Annotated in this window: 18 protein-coding genes; 14 read left to right on the top strand and 4 right to left on the bottom strand. The window is 70.9% G+C overall.

The features are described from left to right. Both HH310_RS02135 and HH310_RS44655 read left to right on the top strand, forming a co-directional pair. Positions 1-2730 (top strand): bifunctional YncE family protein/alkaline phosphatase family protein, encoded by a 2730-nt coding sequence (locus HH310_RS02135; RefSeq protein WP_169173632.1) that lies wholly within the window; start codon positions 1-3, stop codon positions 2728-2730. Between the two features lie 1158 nt (positions 2731-3888). Then, positions 3889-5910: a TPM domain-containing protein gene (locus tag HH310_RS44655; protein WP_312033757.1), complete on the top strand. Its 2022-nt coding sequence runs from the start codon at positions 3889-3891 to the stop codon at positions 5908-5910. A 7-nt stretch (positions 5911-5917) separates the two neighbouring features. Here the strand turns inward: HH310_RS44655 and HH310_RS02125 are convergent, their stop codons facing one another. From HH310_RS02125 to lon, 4 genes are all read right to left on the bottom strand, one after another. Beyond that, positions 5918-6271, bottom strand: a complete 354-nt coding sequence (locus HH310_RS02125) for a protein-disulfide reductase DsbD domain-containing protein (RefSeq protein WP_169173631.1) — start codon at positions 6269-6271, stop codon at positions 5918-5920. Positions 6272-6381: 110 nt separating this feature from the next. After that, positions 6382-6642 (bottom strand): hypothetical protein, encoded by a 261-nt coding sequence (locus HH310_RS02120; RefSeq protein ID WP_169173630.1) that lies wholly within the window; start codon positions 6640-6642, stop codon positions 6382-6384. A gap of 58 nt (positions 6643-6700) precedes the next feature. Next, positions 6701-6979, bottom strand: coding sequence for a hypothetical protein (locus HH310_RS02115; protein ID WP_169173629.1), 279 nt, complete (start codon positions 6977-6979; stop codon positions 6701-6703). Between the two features lie 88 nt (positions 6980-7067). Further along, positions 7068-9320: an endopeptidase La gene (lon, locus tag HH310_RS02110; RefSeq protein WP_211191675.1), complete on the bottom strand. Its 2253-nt coding sequence runs from the start codon at positions 9318-9320 to the stop codon at positions 7068-7070. Between the two features lie 470 nt (positions 9321-9790). On the opposite strand from lon, the gene HH310_RS02105 reads away from it, so the two are divergent. From HH310_RS02105 to HH310_RS02050, 12 genes are all read left to right on the top strand, one after another. Next, positions 9791-10762: a phosphate/phosphite/phosphonate ABC transporter substrate-binding protein gene (locus HH310_RS02105; RefSeq protein ID WP_169173627.1), complete on the top strand. Its 972-nt coding sequence runs from the start codon at positions 9791-9793 to the stop codon at positions 10760-10762. Beyond that, entirely contained in the window at positions 10747-11520 is a 774-nt protein-coding gene (gene phnC, locus HH310_RS02100) for a phosphonate ABC transporter ATP-binding protein (RefSeq protein ID WP_211191623.1), read from the top strand. Before HH310_RS02105 ends, phnC begins: the two co-directional genes overlap by 16 nt. A 59-nt stretch (positions 11521-11579) precedes the next feature. Further along, positions 11580-13127 (top strand): phosphonate ABC transporter, permease protein PhnE, encoded by a 1548-nt coding sequence (gene phnE / locus HH310_RS02095; RefSeq protein WP_211191622.1) that lies wholly within the window; start codon positions 11580-11582, stop codon positions 13125-13127. A gap of 31 nt (positions 13128-13158) precedes the next feature. Further along, on the top strand, positions 13159-13701 hold the full coding sequence (locus tag HH310_RS02090) for an HD domain-containing protein (protein WP_169173625.1): 543 nt from the start codon (positions 13159-13161) through the stop codon (positions 13699-13701). A 162-nt stretch (positions 13702-13863) separates the two neighbouring features. Continuing rightward, complete coding sequence (locus HH310_RS02085; RefSeq protein ID WP_169173624.1) at positions 13864-14571, top strand: GntR family transcriptional regulator; 708 nt, start codon at positions 13864-13866, stop codon at positions 14569-14571. A gap of 90 nt (positions 14572-14661) precedes the next feature. After that, positions 14662-15087 (top strand): phosphonate C-P lyase system protein PhnG, encoded by a 426-nt coding sequence (phnG, locus tag HH310_RS02080; protein ID WP_312033788.1) that lies wholly within the window; start codon positions 14662-14664, stop codon positions 15085-15087. Beyond that, positions 15084-15641: a phosphonate C-P lyase system protein PhnH gene (locus HH310_RS02075; protein ID WP_169173623.1), complete on the top strand. Its 558-nt coding sequence runs from the start codon at positions 15084-15086 to the stop codon at positions 15639-15641. Before phnG ends, HH310_RS02075 begins: the two co-directional genes overlap by 4 nt. After that, positions 15641-16753, top strand: a complete 1113-nt coding sequence (locus HH310_RS02070) for a carbon-phosphorus lyase complex subunit PhnI (RefSeq protein ID WP_169173622.1) — start codon at positions 15641-15643, stop codon at positions 16751-16753. Before HH310_RS02075 ends, HH310_RS02070 begins: the two co-directional genes overlap by 1 nt. Continuing rightward, a complete protein-coding gene (locus tag HH310_RS02065; RefSeq protein WP_211191620.1) occupies positions 16753-18558 on the top strand; it encodes an alpha-D-ribose 1-methylphosphonate 5-phosphate C-P-lyase PhnJ in 1806 nt (601 codons plus the stop codon). The genes HH310_RS02070 and HH310_RS02065 overlap by 1 nt, the downstream gene beginning before the upstream one ends. A gap of 6 nt (positions 18559-18564) precedes the next feature. After that, positions 18565-19299: a phosphonate C-P lyase system protein PhnL gene (locus HH310_RS02060; protein ID WP_169173621.1), complete on the top strand. Its 735-nt coding sequence runs from the start codon at positions 18565-18567 to the stop codon at positions 19297-19299. 2 nt (positions 19300-19301) lie between these two features. Next, complete coding sequence (locus tag HH310_RS02055; protein WP_211191619.1) at positions 19302-20477, top strand: alpha-D-ribose 1-methylphosphonate 5-triphosphate diphosphatase; 1176 nt, start codon at positions 19302-19304, stop codon at positions 20475-20477. Further along, positions 20474-21271, top strand: coding sequence for an inositol monophosphatase family protein (locus HH310_RS02050; RefSeq protein WP_211191618.1), 798 nt, complete (start codon positions 20474-20476; stop codon positions 21269-21271). Before HH310_RS02055 ends, HH310_RS02050 begins: the two co-directional genes overlap by 4 nt. Positions 21272-21408: the final 137 nt, after the last annotated feature.

The following is a 21408-nucleotide window of genomic DNA, read 5'->3' as shown; positions in this document are numbered from 1 at the left end:
ATGCAAGTCACCCGCCGAAGGCGGCAGATCCCCAAGGGCCGCCGGGCACTGGCGATCACCGCGGGCACCACCGTCGTGGTCGTGGCGGCCAGCGCCGGCGTCTCGTATGCCGCAACCACGCAGTTCGGCAAGGACAAGGTCGGCGAGGACACCAAGAAGGGCAAGGTGGTCTCCGCCGATCAGTACATCGACCCGATCGGCGATCGCCTCGTCATCAACAACGGCAAGATCATGTCGTCCACGGTCAGCCCGGACGGCACCCACCTGGCCGCCTCGATCACCGACGGCACCGGCTCACTGGCCATCGTGGACCTGAAGAGCTGGACGGTGCAGCAGATCGTCGGCAGCAACGCCAGCTCGGTGCCGCGGCTGGCCGGCAACACGGTGGGCCAGGAAGGTCCGACGTACTCGCCGGACGGCACGCAGCTCTGGCTCGGCCAGGCCGACGGGTACACCAAGCTCACCGTCAACGCGGACGGCAGCGTGACGAACCCGGTGTCCGTCCCGATCGCGGCGGACGCCCAGAAGCGGCGGGCGCTGGTCGGCGAGGCGGTGTTCTCGGCCGACGGCAGCACCGTGTACTCGGCGGTCAACGGCCAGAACCGGGTCGTGGCCATCGACGCCGCGACCGGCACGATCACGCAGAGCTGGCCGGTCGGCATCGCACCGCGTGACATGGTCGCGACCGGCAACAAGCTGTACGTGAGCAACGAGGGTGGCCGCACGGCACTGCCGGGCGAGACCACGATCAACTCCTACGGTACGCAGGTGCCGGCGAACCCGGTCACGGCCGCCACCACGACCGGTACCGTCAGCGTGCTCGACCTCAAGCACCCGGCGAACGCCGTACAGACGATCAAGGTCGGACTTCACCCCACGGCCCTGTACGCCTCGAAGGGCGCCCTGTTCGTCACCGACACGGCCAGCAACGACGTGTCCGTGATCGACACGAAGAAGGGCAAGGTCGTCCAGACCATCGCGACCCAGCCGTGGCCGGAGGCGTCGGTCGGCTACGAGCCGGACGCGGTGACGCTCACCGGCGACGGCCACTTACTCGTCACGCTGGGCCGGGCCAACGCGGTCGCCGTCTACAAGTACACGAAGGCGATGGAGCCGGTCAGCTACGTCGGCCTGCTCCCGACCGACTACTTCCCGGCCGAGATCACCACGGTCGGCAAGGACGTGCTAGTCTCCAACACCCGGGGTATCGACGCCCGCCGGCCCACCACGGCGGCCGGGCACGGCACCCACGACACCACCGGCAGCGTGCAGAAGTTCCGGCTGCCCAGCGACAAGGACATCAAGTCGTACACGGACAAGGTGTTCGCGCAGAACGGCTGGACGTCGGGGTCGGTCAAGCTGGCCAAGGGCGCGAGCAAGGCGAAGCCGGTGCCGGTGCCCGCGAAGATCGGTGACCCGTCGACCATCAAGCACGTGTTCCTGCTGGTCAAGGAGAACCGGACGTACGACCAGATGTTCGGCGACATCCCCGAGGGCAACGGCGACGCGTCGCTGGCCGAGTTCGGCGCGAACGTGACCCCGAACAACCACGCTCTCGCTGCGCAGTTCGGGCTGTACGACAACACGTACGACATCGGCACGAACTCGGCCGAGGGGCATAACTGGCTGATGCAGGCGGACAACCCGGAATACACCGAGTCGTCGGCCGGCGAGTATCTGCGCAGCTACGACACCGAGGACGACTCGCTCGGCCACCAGCAGACCGGTTTCATCTGGACCGGTGCGCAGGCGGCCGGGCAGACCGTGCGCGACTTCGGCGAGTTCCACCAGTTCCTCACCAAGCCGGCCGGCTCGACCTGGCAGAACCTGTACTGCGACAGCAAGAACATGGCCGCGACCGGTGCGGACAGCGCCTACGCCCTGGCGTCGTCCTCGCCGATCCCGTCGCTGAACTCGGTGTCCAACCCCGCCTTCCCGAAGTTCGACACCAGCGTCCCGGACGTCTACCGGTACGAGATCTGGAAGCGTGACTTCGAGGCGAACGGCCCGGCGAACCTCAACATGTTCTGGCTGTCCAGCGACCACACCGGCGGCCCGCCGAACTCGGCCGCCCAGGTCGCCGACAACGACCTCGCCGTCGGCAAGATGGTCGACGAGATCTCGCACAGCAAGTACTGGAAGGACTCCGCGATCTTCGTGGTCGAGGACGACTCCCAGGCCGGGCTCGACCACGTCGACGGCCACCGGGCGCCGATCCAGATCATCAGCCCGTACGCCCAGCACGGCAAGGTCGACAGTCACTACTACTCGCAGATCACGATGATCCGGACCATCGAGCAGATCCTCGGGGTCCACCCGATGAACCAGAAGGACAGCGCGGCGACGCCGATGACGACGGCCTTCACCCAGAAGCCGGACTTCACGCCGTTCACCGCCCTGCCCAACCGGACGTCGCTGACGCTGGGGCTGACCGCCCTGCCGTCCTGCGGCGCGGACGTCCCGGCCGCGCAGGACCCGGCGGCCGCCGCGGCACCGTCGGCGACCATCCCCGCGGCCGAGAAGCAGGTCGCGGCAACGTGGGAGACCTGGAAGTCACAGCAGCGGCTGACCGGGCCGGACGCCAAGCCCGACTTCGCGAACCCGGCCCAGATGAACCACTTCACCTGGTACCAGTCCCACGACTGGACGAAGCCCTACCCCGGCGAAAGCAAGATCGTCGCGCCGGCGCAGGTGCCGGGCGCGTACATCCCGTCCACCGACACCGACTGACCCGCCCCACCCCCGAAGGCCCCCGACCGTTCGTCCTGGTCGGGGGCCTTCGGCCACATCTTCCCGTGCGGTGCGCGGGCCATACAGACCGCGTGCCGGCGGGCGATGCTGGATGGAATGGCCGCGGTCGATCATGTGCCCGCGTGCCTCCGGCGCGAGATGTCACTGGTTGCCGTGACTATTCGACAGCCCAGAGGCGCTGTCGGTCTCCGTGGCTGTGTGCTCCGGTGGGCCAGCCGATTCGGGATCGGCGGACCGTGGACGCCAACGACCGGCTCAGCGACGATAGTCCGAAAAGGACGGTGGTTTTTCCCCGTTCGGACGCTTCTGTGACGCCCGCCCGCGGCCCGATTTCGAGACCTTGGAGAGTTGCGCCCACATACGAACCACAACTCTCCAAGGTTCGCATTCCGGGACGGCAAACCCGGGGACATAAAGGGCATTGTCGCACGAAACTGTCTCTACAATGGATGATCGTGTCGCATGATGGGCCCTTCGTCCACGATGTGGACCGCGATCCCGATGAGCGGATTGTCGTCCCAAATACTGGAACTGTTCGGCCGTTTTCGCGCGCCGCTCACCGTGCGATGAGTTGGCCTTGCGTGGCGGAGCTGCGTGGGCCGTCGCTGTGGGGAGCTGGGACGTTCCGGCCGTGGCGGCTGCCCACACCTGGTGGGGGCGGGTCGCGGTGTGGGGAGCCACGGCCTTCCGGGCGTCGCGGGTGCCCACACCCGGGTGGGGCGGGTCGCGGTGTGGGGAGCCAGGGCCTTCCGGGCGTCGCGGGTGCCCACACCCGGGTGGGGCGGGTCGCGGTGTGGGGAGCCAGGGCCTTCCGGGCGTCGCGGGTGCCCACACCCGGGTGGGGCGGTCGCGGTGTGGGGAGCCAGGGCCTTCCGGGCGTCGCGGGTGCCCACACCTGGTGGGGGCGGCCACTGTGGGGAGCTGGGACCTGCCCGGGCCGGGCGGCGTCGCCCCGCACGGGGGACTCCCGGCCGACGGAACCAGCTGAACAGCGACAAATAATGGGAGCGTGTCGTCGGCGGTGCCGAGACGCCGTCGACGGCCGCCGGGAATGCCGGAGATGGGAAGTTCAGGGGCACCGCCTCGGGTTGGGCTGGTCGGCGGGCTCGGGCGTGGGCGCTCGTCTAGGTTGAGCACGTGACACTGATTGCCCGCCGAAGCCTCGCCGCGCTGCTCGTGCTGGCCGCGGCCCTGCTGCTGCCCGGGGTGGCCTGGGCTCAGGCGCCCGAGCGCCTCGCCACCCAGGTGACCGACCCGGCCGGTGTGCTGGATGACCGGGCCGCGGTCGACGACGCGCTCGGCCAGCTGCAGCAGGACACCGGCATTCAGCTGTTCGTGGTGCTGGTCGACTCGTTCGACGGCATGCCCGCGCAGGAGTGGACCGACGAGACGGCACGGCTCAGCGACCTCGGTGACCGCGACGCCCTGCTGGCCGTCGCGACCGGGGACCGTGCCTACGCCTACTCGTTCCCCGACGACGCCCGATTCAGCGACAAGGAGCTGGCCGACGTCGCCGCGAACGACATCGAGCCGGCCCTCGCGAAGGGCGACTGGTCCGGCGCGGTGATCGGCGCGGCTCAGGGTTACGCCAAGGCGGCCGGCGCCGGGAGCAGCGGCCTGACCTGGGTGATCCTGATCATCGTGGCGGTCATCGTCGTGGCGCTGGGGTGGGTCTTCGTGCGGCGCCGCCGGCGGGGTGCCGCGGGCGGAAGCCGGCCGGCCGCGCAACCGGTCGGGCCGAGTCTGCCGGAGCTGACCGACCAGGCCAACGCTCTGCTCATCGAGCTGGACGACGACCTGCGGGCGAGCGAACGCGAGCTGGAACTGGCCACCGCCCAGTACGGCGAGGCCGCGACCGAGCCGTTCCGCGCGGCGCTCGCCGCGTCACGTCAGGACGTCGCGGAGGCGTTCCGGCTCCGCATGACGCTCGACGAGGTGCCGGCCCCCGACGAGGCCACCCGCCGCGGCACGCTGACGCAGATCATCGAGCGCTGTCAGACCGCCGACGCCCGGCTGGACGCGGAGTCCGAGGCCTTCGACCGGCTCCGCGATCTCGAGGGTCGCGCCGCCGAGGTGGCCTCCGAGGTCGACCGGCGCCGCGCAGCGATCGAGGCCAGGCTCCCCGCCGCCGCCCAGACAGTTCAAGACCTCCTTTCCCGGTACGCGGGCAGCTCGGTCACCGCCATCGCGACAAACGTCGACCAGGCCCGCGAGCGGCTGGCGTTCGCCGCGTCGGCACTCGGGCAGGCCCACGCCGCGCTTGACGAGCCGACAAAGCCGGCGGACGGGAGCCAGCCGCCGGAGAGCGCGGGCGCCGGTGTTCCGGGTGGTGATCGGGCCGAGGCGGCGCTCGCCGTCCGGGCTGCCGAGCAAGCCGTGGATCAGGCCGATCAGCTGATCGCGGCGGTCGATCGGGCAGCCGCCGACCTGCCGGCCGCGCGGATCGCCGCCGACGCGCTCATCGCCGAGGTGACGGCGGAGATCGCCGCCGGGCGCGCCGCGATGGCCGGTGGCGGCGGGGTTGACGGCGCGGTGGCCGGGGTGGCTGGCGCGGTGGCCGGGGGTGAACAGGCGCTGGCCGAGGTGCGGGCCGGGCTGGCGACCGCAAAGCCGGATCCGGTCTCGGCGGTCGCCCGGCTGCAGGCTGCCGATGCGGCACTGGATGCGGCGCTGGCCGAGGCACGCGACGCGGCCGAGCGCGACGCCCGGGCGCGGGGTCTGCTGGCGCAGGCGTTGCCGCTGGCCCGCGCCGAGGTCGCCGCGGCCAACGACTTCATCACCACGCGACGGGGCGTGGTCGACGCGGGTGCGCGGGCGTCGCTCTCCGAGTCCCAGCGGCATCTCGCCTTGGCCGAGAGCATGGCGGCGTCCGACCCGGGCACCGCGCTGACCGAGGCCCAGCAGGCGCAACGGCTCGCCGAAAGCGCCGGCCGGGCAGCCCGCACCGACGTGCAGAGCTGGGGCGGGCCCCGGGGAGGCGGCGGTGGCGGCGGCTTCGACGCGGGCTCCTTCGCCGGCGCGGTGCTGGGCGGCATCCTCGCCGGCGGCACCCGCTCCGGCGGCGGGGGAGCGAATTGGGGTGGAGGCGGATTCGGCGGCAGCGCTTCCCGGGGCCGCCGCACCGGCGGCGGCCGCCGTGGCGGCGGCGGACGCTTCTAAAGCGACCTCACGCCACCACGGGGACAACCCGTTCCCGCACCGGCGGCAGGCACACGGTCACACTGCAGGCGGCATACGTGACAACCGCTTCCTCGCGGCCATCACCCACCCGGGTGACCGGAAGCGTCACCGTAACCGCCCCGTCCGGATAGACCGGCAGCCGCACGCCAAGCTTCTCGATGCTCAGCTCTTTGACCGGCTGATCAGCGCGAGGCTTACCGGCCGCCCGCAATCCACCTCGAACAGAAACCGCGGTAGCGACCCCGAGACCGTCCACACCACCCACCGGCAGGTCCACGCTGTACAGATGAAACCCGGCCGCCCGCGGCGTAAACGCAACGCGCAGCAGATCACCGTCCACCCGGGCCGCAACCGTGACGCCACCGTCGAATGCCGGCCCAGCGGTCGGCCGGGCACATCCGGCAACGACGAGACCCACGACGACAGCGACCGCCCCGACCCGCGAGCGCCTCAACCCGCCCACTTGCTCAGGAAGGCGTTAACCTCGGCGTTGTCCATGTCACGCGCGTGCGAGAACGACCCATCATCGGTCGCCACCCGGATATCGCCGTCCCCGGTAAGCACCACAAGCGCCGGAATCCCGCTGGCCGACAGATCCACGAAGTCGGACGCGAAGTCGATGTTGTTGTCGAACTGTCCGACGTCCACCGACACCACGTGATACTTCTTCTCCAGCAACGGCTTCGGCGACTGGAACAGCTTGTCGAGCACCCGGCAATCGGGGCGTATACGGACCGGGATTCGCCGACGATTCCGCCGCGCATGACGGTCAGAACGGTGCCGGTCCGCTCCCGGCGAGCTGCATCAGGATCTGTGTCGCCAGCAGCTTCCGCACGCCGGTGACCTCGACCGCGCCGATCTGGTCGTACGGCAGCTCCAGCGACAAGCCGTCGGTCGCGTTCTTGAGGTCCGCGCTGATCTGGTCCGGGCGGAACGTACCGCCCCATCCGTCGATGCCGCCGCGCTGGTTGGTGCTGAGTGAGGCCATGCCGGATACGCGTGTGCCGTCGGAGAGCGTCAGACGCGCCGGGCCGGAGTAGGTCGTCATAGTGGTCAACGGTAACCGGAGCGGCCGGTACCAGAGTGGGGCGCCCCGGCGGTTGCGAACAGTTTTCGCAACCGCCGGGGCCCGCGCCTCAGGCCGCCGCGACCAGTCCGGCGGACACCGGCTCCAGCGCCGTGCTGAGGATCTCCCGCACGTCGGACACCACGTGCACGGTCAGCGCCGCCAGCACATCGGCGGGCACCTCGTCCAGGTCGGGCTCGTTGCGCTTCGGCACGTACACCTCGGTGAGCCCGGACCGCTGGGCGGCGAGCAGCTTCTGCTTGAGCCCGCCGATCGGCAGCGCCCGGCCGGTCAGCGAGACCTCGCCGGTCATCCCGACCTCGGCCCGGACGTTACGGCCGAGCAGCAGCGAGACCAGCGCGGTCGTCATCGTGACGCCCGCCGACGGCCCGTCCTTCGGCACCGCGCCCGCGGGCACGTGCAGGTGGATCGGGTGGTCGAGCTGCTCCGGCGAGATGCCGAGCTCGTCCGCGTGCGCCCGCACGTAGGACAGCGCGATCTGCGCCGACTCCTTCATCACGTCGCCGAGCTGGCCGGTGACCGACAGGCCGCCCTTGTCACCGGGCAGCAGCGACGCCTCGATGTAGAGCACGTCGCCACCCATTCCGGTGACGGCCAGGCCGGTGGCCACGCCCGGGACGGCGGTCCGCTCGGACGACTCCGGCATGAACCTCGGCTTCCCGATCAAGTCCTTCAGCGAGGCGGCGTCGACGGTGACTGGCAGCTCCCGCAGGGCGACCTTGCGGAACGCCTTGGCGAGGAGCCGTTCGAACGAACGTACGCCGGCCTCTCGGGTGTAATTCGCCGCGATCTCGCGCAGCGCGTCCTCGGTGACCGTCACCTCGCCGGCCGACAGCGCGGCCCGCTCGAGTTGCCGGGGCACGAGGAAGTCACGGGCGATGGCGACCTTGTCACTCTCGGTGTAGCCGTCGATCGAGATGAGCTCCATCCGGTCGAACAGCGCCTGCGGGATCGTGTCCAGCACGTTCGCCGTCGCGATGAACAGCACGTCGGACAGGTCCAGGTCGAGATCCAGGTAGTGGTCGCGGAACGTGTGGTTCTGCGCCGGGTCGAGCACCTCCAGCAGCGCCGCCGCCGGGTCGCCACGGTAGTCGCTGCCGACCTTGTCGACCTCGTCGAGCAGCACGACCGGGTTCATCGAGCCGGACTCGCGGATCGCCCGCACGATGCGTCCGGGCAGAGCCCCGACGTACGTCCGGCGGTGGCCGCGGATCTCCGCCTCGTCGCGCACGCCACCCAGGGCGACCCGCACGAACTTGCGGCCCAGCGTCCGCGCGACCGACTCACCCAGCGACGTCTTACCGACTCCGGGCGGACCGGCCAGCAGGATCACCGCACCGGACCCGCGGCCGCCGACGACCGACAGGCCACGCGACTCGCGGCGGGCGCGAACGCCGAGGTATTCGACGATGCGCTCCTTGACCTCGTCCAGCCCGTGGTGATCGGCGTCGAGCACCGCGCGCGCCGCCGACAGGTCCACGTTGTCCGACGTGCGCACGTTCCAGGGCAGGTCCAGGACCGTGTCGAGCCACGTGCGGATCCAGCCCGCCTCGGGGTTCTGGTCGCCGGCCCGCTCCAGCTTGCCGACCTCGCGCAGCACCGCCTCGCGCACGTCGTCCGGCAGTGCAGCCGCCTCGACCCGGGCGCGGTAGTCGTCGTTGCCGTCCGCCTCGCCCTCGCCGAGCTCCTTGCGGATGGCCTTGAGCTGCTCGCGCAGCAGGTATTCGCGGTTGCGCTTCTCGACCGACTCGCGGACGTCCGTCTCGATCTTGTCGCTGACCTCGGACTCGGCCAGGAAATCGCGGGTCCACTCGATCAGCAGCCGCAGCCGGGCCTCCACGTCGGGAGTCTCCAGCAGCTCCAGCTTGCGCTCACCGGACAGGTAGGGCGCCCAGCCGGCGGTGTCGGCCAGGTCGCCGGGGTCGTCGATGGCGCTGACCGAGTCGATGACCTGCCACGCCTCACGACGCTGCAGCACCGTGACCACCAGCTGCTTGTATTCCGCGGCGAGCTCGCCGGCATCCGGTCCGGGCGTCGCGGCCTCGACCTCGTCGGCCTCGACCCACAGTGCCGCGCCGGGCCCGGTCACGCCGATGCCGATGCGGGCGCGCACCCCGGTCCGGAACACCGCGGCCGGCGAGCCACCACGGACCTTGCCGACCCGTTCGACCTTCGCCACCACGCCGTACGACGCGTACCGGTTCTCCAGCCGCGGAGCGATCAACAGCTCGGAGCCGGCGGAGGTGCGGGCCGCGTCCACGGCGGCCAGGGCCGCTTCGTCCATCTCGACCGGGACGACCATGCCCGGGAGCAGCACGACGTCATCGAGGAACAACACGGGGAGTTTTTTGCTGCTCACGTGAGCACCTCCGAGAAGTTGGTTACGCGCCCCTCAACCAAGCCGCCCGCCACCGTCTTCCGGCGTTCACTGCGAGCGAAATTCATCCCGTACGCCAAGGCCCCGCCCCCAACCGCACCACCACCGCCCCCGGCTCCGCCGCTGCCGCCGCGGCCGCCGCGGGCCGCACGGCCATAGCGCGCCTTTCGCGCCACCGCTTATCTTCGAGAAACATTTCTTTGTGAAATGTCCCGGGTCGCGTGAGTCACATTGCCGCGACGAATCATCGACCAGGTCTTTTGATCGATCGTCAAGTTGTCCGGTCGTTTGCCGCGAGATAACGGTGTGCGTTTCGCCGCGTGTAACCCGGGCGTCGCGGTATGGGTGAACCAGCGTTTGAGTCTTTCCCCGAATTCAAACGTCTTGGAGGACATATGAGCAAGCGGTGGGGAGGTGCGGTCGCGCTCGCCGGAGCAGTGATGGTGTTGCTGGCCGCATGTGGGCAGAGCGCGGCTAAAACCAGCGCGAGCGCCGCCGGCAGTGGTGGCAGCGGCGGCGGAAGTGACCCCGCCGTCCTGACTTTCGCGGTTGTCCCGAGTGAGAACGCGACCACTGCCGAGACCGACTACGGGCCGCTGATCAAGGTGCTCGAGCGTGACACCGGCAAGCAGGTCAAGTTCACGCCGGTCACCGACTACGCCGCGCTCATCGAGGCGCAGCGCGTCGGCAAGGTCGACATCGGCGGATACGGGCCACTGTCCTACGTGATCGCCAAGAACACCGGCGTCCAGGTGAGCCCGGTCGCGTCCTCGATCCTGAACAAGGGCGACAAGCCGGGCTACCAGTCGTACGGCATCGTCCCGAAGAACTCGACCATCACGGACCTGGCGCAGTTCAAGGGCCATACCGTGTGCATGGTCGACCCGGACTCGACGTCGGGTTACCTGTATCCGACCGCGGGGCTGACCCAGGCCGGGGTGAACACGCAGAAGGACATCAAGATCGTGTTCGCGGGCGGGCACGACTCGTCCGGGATCGCCGTCGCCAAGGGTAAGCAGTGCCAGGCCGGTTTCGCCTACGACTCGATGGTCGACACCCTGCTGCCGCAGCGCCACCTGATCAAGCCGGGCGACCTGAAGGTCGTGTGGAAGTCGACCACCATTCCCGGTTCCCCGATGGCGATCCTCGACAGCCTCTCGCCGGACCTGAAGCAGAAGATCACGACGGCGTTCCAGGAGCATGCCAACGTCGACTACCTCAAGGCCAACAACCTGTGCACCGGTGCCGGGTGCAAGGCGATCGACGACTCTGGCGACTGGGGTTACACCGCGGTGAACGACGCGTTCTACCAGCCGGTGCGCGACGTCTGCAACATCACCAAGGCGAAGGCGTGCACGACGCCATGACCGCCATCCGGTTCGAGAAGGTCACCAAGCATTTCGGTGACACGGTCGCCCTCGACGACGTCTCGTTCAACGTCGACCCCGGCGAGACCGTGGTGCTGCTCGGTTTGTCCGGTTCGGGCAAGTCGACGCTGCTGCGGCACGTGGACGGACTGCACAAGGCGAACGCCGGCAACGTGGTCACGCTGGACACGGACCTGAACCGGGCGCGCGGCACCCGGCTGCGGCAGCTGCGCCGCCGGATCGGCTTCGTCTTCCAGCAGTTCCATCTCGTCGGCAGCCTGTCGGTGCTGGAGAACGTCTGCACCGGCGAGCTGGGCCGGCTGCGCGGCCCCCGGCTCGGCCTGATGACCTATCCGAAGAAGGTGCGCCTGGAAGCACTCGGCCACCTGGAGCGGGTCGGCCTCGCCAAGAAGGCCTTCCAGCGGGCCGACACGCTCTCCGGCGGCGAGCAGCAGCGGGTCGCGGTCGCGCGGGCACTGATGCAGCGGCCGGAGATCCTGCTGGCCGACGAGCCGGTCGCGTCCCTCGACCCGGAGTCGTCCGGGCAAGTGATGCGCCTGATCCGCGACATCGCCGGCGAACAGCACCTGACCGTGCTGTGCAGCCTGCACCAGGTGGAACTGGCGCTGTCCTGGGCCGACCGGATCGTCGGGCTGCGCTCCGGCAACGTCGTGCTGGACGAGAAGGCCGGCAACGTGGACCACCACCGGGCGGCCACCGAGATCTACGGGCGCGGCGCCCTGGCGGCGAGCGGATGACGACGCTCACGCGTCCGGGGCCCCGGCTGGCGACACTGCACCGTCCCAGGATCCGCTCGGTGGTCGCCGCTCTGGTGCTGCTGGCGTTTCTCGGCCTGACGGTATGGGCGTTCGACGATCTGCAGATCAACGTCGCCACCCTGGTCGACAGCGCGCACAACGCCGTCGATTTCGCCGGCCGGGCGTTCCCGCTGACCTTCCCGCCGGTGAGCGAGGTACTGCGGCTCACCGGCGAGACGATGGCCATCGTCATCTGCGGCACCGCGATGGCCGTCGTGATCAGTGTCGTGCTCGCGGTGCTGGCAGCGGCCAACACCACGCCGCACCCGATCGTGCGCTACGTCGCGCGGGCCGTCATCGCGGTGGCCCGCGCGATCCCGGACGTCGTGCTGGCCGCCCTGTTCTTCGGCGTCTTCGGCTTCGGGGCGCTGGCCGGCATCCTCGCCATGGGTCTGCACTCGGTGGGCATGGTCGGCAAGCTGTACGCCGACGCCATCGAGAAGATCGACGAGGGGCCACGCTCGGCGGTGCGCGCGGGCGGCGCCGGTCGCTTCCAGGAACTGATCACCGGGGTGCTGCCCCAGGTGATGCCGGCCTTCGTGGCGACCGCGTTGCACCGGGTGGACATCAACCTGCGTACGTCGGTGCTGCTCGGTTTCGTCGGCGTCGGCGGGCTCGGGTTCGAGATCTCGAACTCGCTGCAGACGCTGGACTATCCGACCGGCATCGCGCTGGCGCTGATCGTGCTCGTCCTGTGCATCATCGTCGAGCTGATGTCGGGGGCGATCCGGCGGGCGATGCTGCACCCGAAGACCACCGCACCGCTGGCCCGGACATCGGGCCAGATCAGCCCGCAATGGACCTTCGCCCGAATCCGGAAGGCCTTCTACGTTCTGCTCACCGTGGCGATCGTGGTGGCGTCGGTCTGGGGCGCTCATATCTCGCCCGGCCAGGTCGCCGGTGCCCTCACCGCCCTCGGCCGCATCCTTCCGCAGTCCTGGCCGCCGTCGTTCGTCCCCGGCCTGTTCTCCGCGCTGTGGGACACCATCAAGATCGCGCTCGCCTCGATGCTGATCGGCATCGTGCTGGCGCTGCCCCTCGGGGCGCTGGCCGCGCGCAACGTGGCGCCGCGTGCCGCCCGGTACTTCCGAGTGCTGATCGTGTGTATCCGCGGGATCCCGGAGCTGGTTCTGGGGATCGTCTTCGTGGTGATCACCGGTCTCGGCCCGGTGGCCGGGGCTCTCGCCCTGGGCCTCTCCACGATCGGGTTCATGGGAAAGCTCGTCGCCGACTCGCTCGAGGAGGTCGACCGCGACGTCGAACAGGCCCTGCGGGCAACCGGGGCCGGGCGGTTCCAGGTGTTCGTCACGGCGACCCTCCCGCAGGCCGCGCCGGCGGTGGTCTCGCACACCTTCTACCAGTTCGACGAGAACTTTCGCTCGTCCACGCTGCTGGGCATCGTCGGTGCCGGCGGCATCGGGTTCCAGCTTCTCGAAGCGTCCCGCGTCCTGGAATACGACGTCATCGGGGCCATCGTGGTGCTGACGTTCGGGACGGTAATGGTCGTGGAGTTGCTGGCACTGGGGATACGCCGAGTCGTTCGATGACTCGCGTCGTTCGATGACTAAGGAGTTCGCAATGACGACAACCTTCACCGTCGAGGACACCCTCGACACGCTGCGGGAGGCCGAAGGCCGATACGGCAGCGAGGCGATCAACCAGCTCGAGCACGCCCTGCAGGCGGCCGAGCACGCCTTGGCGTACCGTGCCGACACCGAGGTCGTCCTGGCCGCGCTGTTGCACGACATCGGCCGCCTCGGGGCCGTGGCCAGGCATTATCGTGGTCAGCCGCACGAGGTGGCCGGCGCGGCGTTCTGCGCGGAACACCTCGGCGAGCGGGCCGCGTTCCTGGTCGGCCGGCACGTGCCGGCCAAGCGCTACCTGGTGGTGGTCGACCCCGCCTACTTCGACGGGCTCAGCCCCGCCTCGGTGCGGTCGCTGGAGAAGCAGGGCGGCCCGATGACCACGGACGAGGTCGCCGAGTTCGAGGCGCATCCGTGGGCGCGGGAGGCCGCCATGCTGCGCCGCTGGGACGACGCGGCCAAGGTGCCGGGCGCGCCGACGCACGACCTGGCGTATTTCGAGCCCCTTCTGCGGCAGGCATGGCGATCCGATTCGTAAAAGGTGATTGCCGCGGGACCACCGATATTTCGAACAATTTATTTGCCAGCGAAAACGTCATTCTGCCGGGGGGAACAACTGCCTCTGTTGTTCACCTAAGAAATCTGGGAAGTTCGTATCCGTGCGTTGTTCGTACAAGTCTTGGCGAGCACCGTAGCGTGCATGACCAGGTATCTGGAGATCGCCGAGACGCTGGCGGCGGAACTGGCCGATTCCGCACCGGGCACCAAGGTCGCCAGCGAACCCGAGCTGGCCCACCGGTTCGGAGTCGGCCGCGCCTCGGCCCGGGCGGCGCTGCAGGAGCTGGAACATCGGCTGCTGGTCCGCCGGGTCCAGGGCGCCGGGACGTTCGTCAACTCCCGCATCGACTACGTGATCTCGCGCAGCCGTCTGCCGTCCTGGCACGCGACCGTGGCCGCCGCCGGGGCGACGCCCCGGTCGGTGGTGCGGGCGGCGGATCGGGTGGCGATGCCGGCGCCGATCGCCGAACGGCTGGAACGCCGGCCGGGCGATCCGGTGCACCGGGTGGTCCGGGAGTTCTACATCAACGAACTGCTGGCCGGGTTCAACGAGGAATGGGTCCCGGTCGACGTGGTGGCCGATCTCGATCTGGCGTTGCACGCGGTCGACTCGATCGACCTCGTGCTGCGCCAGATGGGGAAGGTGCTGCCGGTACGCGCGTGGTGCCGGGTGAGCCTCGACGTGCCACCCCCGGTGGTGACGCGGGAGCTGCGCATCGAGGCCAGCACCATGGTCTACCTGATCGAGAGCCTCAGCCGGGACGCCGACAGCGGGCGGGCTCTGATGTGCAACAACGGCTGGACCAGGGCGGACGCGGTCCGCATGGTCGTCGAGATGACCGACCAGTAAGAGCTCCCGTGACGGTGTGACGCCGGTCGCTACGCGACCGGCGGCGATGCCGCACGGCCGCGAACAGGTAGGGGAGGGGCCTTGACTGAAGTGATGACCCGCGAGCAGCGGTGTGGGCTGCTGGCGGAGGCGGAGACCGAGGAGCTCGTGGCACTGGCCGACGAGTGCCTCACCGACGGCGTCCCGCTGCGGGTGCTGTCCGGGCCCGAGGTGGGCGTGATCGCCGCGCAGGTTCGTGAGCCGGTGCTCGCGGAACGGTTCCTGCTCGGCGACGTGCTCGCCTGCCGGGCCGAGGTGGAGCTGGCCGGGCACCGCGGCTGGTCGATCCGGATGGGCGACGACCGGGCCGCCACGCTGGCCGCCGCGGTGCTGGACGCCGAGGTCCAGGGGGCGCGACCGCGGTCGGCGCGGGTCGAGCAGCTGTGCCGCGAGGTCGCGCGCCGCCGCGCCGAGCGCGACGCCGCGGAATGGGCGGAGCTGGCCCCCACGATCGTCGAGTTCGAGGAGCTGACATGACCGAAGTGTTGCTGGACCGGATCGCGGCGAGCACGCTGCGCCCCGACGAGTCCTGGCAGGTGTTCCGGGCGGTGCTCGACGCGCTGGCCCGGCCGGGAACGGTGGTCGCGCTGCCGAAGGAACGGCTGGACCTGACGCCGGCGGCGCTGCTGCCCATGCTGTCGCTGGCCGATCTGGGCACACCGATCACCGTGCTGGACGACGACGAGGGCTGGGCCGAGATCGTCGGCACCGCCACCTCCGCGCCTGCGGCACCGCTCGGGCAGGCCCGGCTCGTCGCCGCCACTCGCACGGTGACCCCCGGCGAACTGCGCGCGATGGCCCGGGGCAGCGCGTTCGCGCCGGAGGAGAGCGCGCTGGTGAGCCTCTCGGTGCCGGAACTGGAGGGCACCGGCTGGACGCTGTCCGGCCCGGGCGTGTCCGGGATCGCCCGGCTGGCCGGGCTCGATGGCATCGTGTCCGGCCGGGCCGGCCTCGACCTGCTGCTGGTCACCCCGGACGGGCGGATGGCCGGCATTCCGCGCAGCACCACGATCGACAAGGAGGATGTCTGATGGGGTACTCGGGAGCACGCGGCGGGCTGGAGGCCATTCTCGCCGCGGAGGACCTGGTCCGGCGGGCCCGGGACCAGGCCGACGCGCCGTGGGCGCCGACCGGCCAGATCACCGCGCGGTTCCGCCTCGCGGTCGACCGGGTGATGGGCGAGGGCGGCATCTACCACGAGCCCACCGCCGCGGCGGCGCTGCGGCAGGCCGAAGGTGACCCGCTGGAGGCGTCGCACCTGGTGCGGGCACACCGGACCACGCTGCCCCGGCTGGCGGTCAGCGAACCGACCGACCCGGACGAGATGATCGTGCTGCGCCGGATCGTGCCCGCCTACCGCGCGCCGGAGGGACCCCAGCTGCTGGGCCGCACCACCGACTACACCGGCCGCCTGCTGGAGCAGCCCGCGGACCGGCCGGAGCCGCAGCCGCGCGAGCCCCGCGACGTGCGGGAGCGCACCGAAGGACAGCGCCGCCCCGGCCGGTTCCTCGACCTGCTCCGCAAGCTGGACCTCGTCACCGACCAGCGGCGTCGCGACGACCCGGAACCGGTCGACATCACCCGCAAGCCGCCGAGGCCGCCGGCCGCGCGTTCCGCGGTGCTGTCCTCGATGGCGCGCGCCGAGACCGGCGGCCTGGTCGCGATGTGGTACCGCTCGATCCTCGGGCCGGACGGCCACGTCCACGAGGTGACGATGGGCGAGATCCGGCACGGCCGCCTGCCGCTGCGGGTGCGGCACCCGCACACCGGCAACCCGGTCGACGTCGGCGAGTTCCGGGTCACCGAGGCCGAGGCGATCGAGAACCTCGACGGTCCCGACGAGGACCGGACCAAGCTCGACGTCGGGTACGGGCTGTGCTTCGGCCACAACGAGCGCAAGGCGATCGCGATGGCCAGCATGGACATCGCGAACCGGCGGTTCGGCCGCAGCGGCCCGCTGGAGCAGCTCCTGCTGCTGACCGTGGACGGGCTCGACTCGGCCGGCTTCCTCGAGCACCTCAAGCTGCCCCATTACGTGACGTTCCGGTCGATCGTCGAGCGCAAGCAGGCCATGCGGGTGGTCGCCGAGACCAGCGCGGTCCCGGCGGTGCGACTCGCCGATCAGTTCGCGAAGGAGTTCTGATGCCGACCTCGACGATGGATCTCGTCGCCGAACTCGAACAGGACACCAGCCTGCTCGACGAGGGCGCCAAACGAGAGATCCGGCGGGCCATCCTGACCGCGGTCTGCGTGCCCGGATACCAGGTGCCGTTCGGATCGCGCGAGATGCCGGTCGCCCGCGGCTGGGGCTCCGGCGGCCTGCAGGTCACCCTCGGGGTGATCGGGCCCACCGACACGATCAAGGTGATCGACCAGGGCGACGACGCCGGCGTGAACGCCACGAACCTGCGCCGCATGATCGCGTTCAGCACCGGGGCCGAGCCGACCGCGGACTCGCGCGAGGCCACCGTCATCCAGACCCGGCACCGGGTTCCCGAGGAGGTGCTCAGCAAGCAGCACATCCTGGTGTTCCAGGTGCCGGTGCCGGAGCCGCTGCGTGGCGTCGAGAAGTCGGTGGCCGAGGCCGCCCGCATGCACGCCGAGGCCGACTACGCCAAGATCTGGGTCAGCCTGTACGAGGATCTCGTCCGCAACGGGCTGATCACCAAGAGTGGCGGGTACCCGCTGCTGGTCAACGGCCGGTACGTGATGGCCCCCAGCCCGATCCCCCGGTGGGATGTGCCGCGGCTGCACCAGGCCGAGCATCTGAACCTGTTCGGGGCCGGGCGGGAGAAGAAGATCTACGCGATCCCGCCGCACACCGACGTGGCGCCGCTCGCGTTCGACGACGTGCCGTTCGAAGTCGAGCACGCCCCGGGTGCGCGCTGCCAGTTGTGCGGCAGCGACGACGTGTTCCTGGTCGACGCCGGCACCGACGGCGGGTACGTCTGCAGTGACACGGAATGGTGCACACGCGTACGGGAAAAGGACGCGGACCTGAGCAATCACCGCGACCATGCACCGCTGGATCTGTTGCCCGATCCGGCGGCGCGGATGGCGCAAGGCGCCGACGTGCAGCCGTGGGTTCCGCCGGCGCGAGTGACCGGCGGGCCGGAGTGGGCGCTGCGGGTGACCGGGATCGGGAAGGTGCACGGCGCGGGCGGGGCGGACGCGGTCGCCGGCACCGGACCCGAGTACGGCACCGCGATCAGCCCGGCCACCCGTGCGGTCGTCGCGGCCTGGGACGTCTCGTTCGACGTGGCGCCCGGCGAAGCCCTCGGCCTGATCGGCGAGTCCGGATCCGGGAAGTCGACGGTGCTGAGCTGTGTGATCGGCGATCAGCCGGCCACCGCGGGACAGGTGTACCTGGCCGGCGTCGACGACGGCCGCACCGATGTGCTGCGACTGCCCGACATGGCACGCCGCAAGCTGCGCATCGACGGGATGGCCGTGGTGCACCAGGACCCGGCCGAGGGACTGAACCTGGGCGTCACCGCCGGCGGCAACATCGCCGAGCAGCTCACCGCGGCCGGCTGGCGCGGCTTCCACGCGATCCGGCGGCGGGCCGCGGAACTGCTCGAACGCGTCGAGGTCCCGCTATCGCGGATGGACGACCCGGTGCGCACCTTCTCCGGCGGCATGCGCCAGCGCGTGCAGATTGCCAAGGCGCTGGCCACCGATCCGCCGGTGCTGCTGCTGGACGAGCCGACCACCGGCCTGGACGCCTCGGTCGCGGCCGGCGTGCTCGACCTGCTCCGCGGGCTGCTCGCCGAGCGGGACGTCGCCGCCGTCGTGGTCAGCCACGACTTCGCGGTCATCGAGGCGCTCACCGACCGCACCGTGGTGATGCAGCTCGGCCGGGTCGTCGAGCACGGCCTGACCGACCAGCTCTTCCACGACCCCCACCACCCCTACACCCAGCGGCTGGTCGCCGCCGCCCGGAGGTGAGCCGCCATGGCATCCGTGTTGTCCGTGCGCGAACTGCGTAAATCCTTTGTCCTGCACACCATCGACGGCCGCACCGTCTCCTCCCTGCACGGTGTCGACCTCGAGGTCAGCGCCGGCGAGCACGTCGCGCTGGCCGGGCCCAGCGGCGCCGGGAAGTCGTCGCTGCTGCGCTGCGTCTACCGCACCTACCTGCCCGACTCCGGTCAGGTGTGGCTGCACACGGCCGCCGGCGAGGTGGAACTGACCGGGCTGCCGGACCGGGCGATGGCCCGGCTGCGCGGCCGCGAGATCGGCTACGTGTCGCAGTTCCTGTCCGCTCCGCCGCGAACCGGACCGCTCGAGGTCGTCGCCGCGGCCGCGCGCCGCCGCGGGCTCGACCGGCCGGAGGCCCGCGAGGCGGCCGCGACCGCGCTGCGCCGGCTGAACCTCGACGAGACGCTGTGGGACGTCGACTGCGGCGTCCTGTCCGGCGGTGAACGGCAGCGGGTCAACCTCGCGGCCGGCACCGTCCGCCCGCCGCGGCTGCTGCTGCTCGACGAGCCGGTCTCGGCGCTGGACCCGGCCAACCGGGAAGCCGCGCTGGACCTCATCGGATCCCTGACCGCGCAGGGCGTCGCCGTGCTCGCGGTGTTCCACGACATGGACGCGATGCGGCGTCTCGCCTCCCGGGTGGTGCTGATGTCCGGCGGACTCGCCGAACGCTCCGGCACCCCGGACGACGTACTGGCAGGTGTGGCATGAGCATGACGACCGAAACCTGGACCCTGGCCGCGCCGCCGCTGGACTACGTGCTCGCCAACGTGCGTGCCGTGCTCCCGGATCAGGTGCTCGACGACGCGCGGATCGTGGTCCGCGACGGCCGGATCGCCGCCGTCGAACGGCACACGCCCGGTACCGCGTACGATGTGGACGGTCAGGGTTTGCTTGCCCTGCCCGGCCTCGTCGACACGCACAGCGACGGGCTGGAGAACGAGCGGCTGCCCCGCCCCGGCGCCGAGCTGCCCACCGAGTTCGCGATGCTGTCCTTCGAGGGAAAGCTGCGGGCGGCCGGCGTGACCACCGCGTACCACGGCGTGAGCTTCACCGAGAACCCGCGCCGCTCGCTCACCCGTACCGTGTCGGGCGCCGAGGCGATGTGCGCGACGATCGACACGTACCCGGGCGCGCTCGTCGAGCACCGCATCCTGTACCGGCTGGACGTGCGCAGCCCCGAGGGGCTCGCGGCGCTCAAGGACCGGCTCGATCTGGTGCCCGACGGCGCCCTGGTCTCGCACGAGGACCACACCCCCGGGCAGGGCCAGTACGCCAATCGCGCGTACTACGAGCGCTGGGTCAAGGGCCGTCAGGGGATGACCGACGGCGAGGCCCAGGAGTACACCGACAAATACGTCGCCGACCGGGACTCCCGGCTGGACGTGCGCGCCGAGTCGCTGGCCTGGCTCGGCACCCGCTCAGCCCGCATCCGCCTGCTCGGGCACGACCCGGTCTCGGCCACCGAGATCGACGAACTGGTCGAGCGCGGCGGCGCGGTCGCCGAGTTCCCGACCACGCTCGACGCCGCGCAGGCGGCCCGCGACCACGGGCTGCCGGTCGTGATGGGCGCGCCGAACGTGCTGCGCGGCAACTCGCACAACGGCAACGTCTCGGCCGGTGAGGCGGTCCGTCGTGGCCTGGTCACCGGGCTGGCCTCGGACTACCTGCCGTCCGGACTGCTCGCGGCCGCCCTGATGCTCGCCGAGCAGGGCGTGGTGGACCTGCCGGCCGCCGTCGCCCTGGTGACCTCCGGCCCGGCCGAGGTCGCCGGGCTGTCCGACCGCGGCCGCCTGGCCGAGGGGCTGCGCGCCGACCTCGTGCTGGTCGAGCCGCGGCACCCGTGGCCAGTCGTGCGGTCGGTGCTGTCGATGGGAGGCGTGCGGTGACACCGGTGCCCGAGATCCCGGACGGGACCCACCCCGCGCTGGCCGCCGTCACCCGGGCCGCGTTCGCCGCCTTCAACGACGCGCGCAAGCGGTACCCGCGCGCGGAGCTGGAGGAGAAGGTGCAGATGGGCGCCGACGGCACCCTCACCACGCGGCTGGACATCCTGGTGGACACCGCGGTGGCGGAGGCCGTGAACGCCCACAAGGTCAACCTGCTGAGCGAGGAGATCGGCGTCATCGACAACGGCTCCACGGTCACTCTGGTGGTCGACCCGGTCGACGGCACCGCCAACGCGGTCGCGGGCGTGCCGTTCGCCGCCTTCGCCGGGGCGGTCGCGGTCGACGGCAAGGCCATCGAGTCCATCACCACGTGGCTCGACACCGGCCAGAGCTGGCACGCGAAGGCCGGCGCCCCGACGCGCTACCGCACGAGCGGGCGCCGTGCGCTGGACGGCGCCGCGGTCAGCCTGCTGCGCCCGCACGCGCGCAACGAGGCAACGTGGTTGCGGGTGAGCCGCCGCGCCGACCGCGTCCGCATCCTGTCGTCCAGCTGCCTGGAGGCGGCGCTGGTGGCCCAGGGCTCGACTGACGCGTTCGCCGACGCGGGCTCGGACACGCATCGCATCATGGACCTGGCCGCGGCGCTGGTGCTGGTCCCGGCGGCCGGCGGCGCGGTGGTGGACGCGTTCGGCCGCGCCGTCGAGATCGACCCGGACCTGAGCCGGCGCTGGTCGGGGGTGGTGGCGGCGACACCGGAGCTGGCCGAGCAGCTGGCCGCCGAGATCCACGCCTGACAGCCAGAAACGGAGTGCGCGGCGGCATCGCTCTTCGAGGCGGTGCCGCCGTGGATTCTGGCGTGGTTGCCCAGGTAGTCGGACTGTCAGGAGGCGAGATGTGGGCAAGCCGCCGACTGGCACAGCTCGGGGGCGAC

Origin of the sequence: Actinoplanes sp. TBRC 11911, from assembly GCF_012933445.1 — a bacterium.
In the GTDB taxonomy this organism is placed as follows: Bacteria; Actinomycetota; Actinomycetes; order Mycobacteriales; family Micromonosporaceae; genus Actinoplanes.
This window is presented reverse-complemented; position numbering and strand designations above follow the sequence as displayed.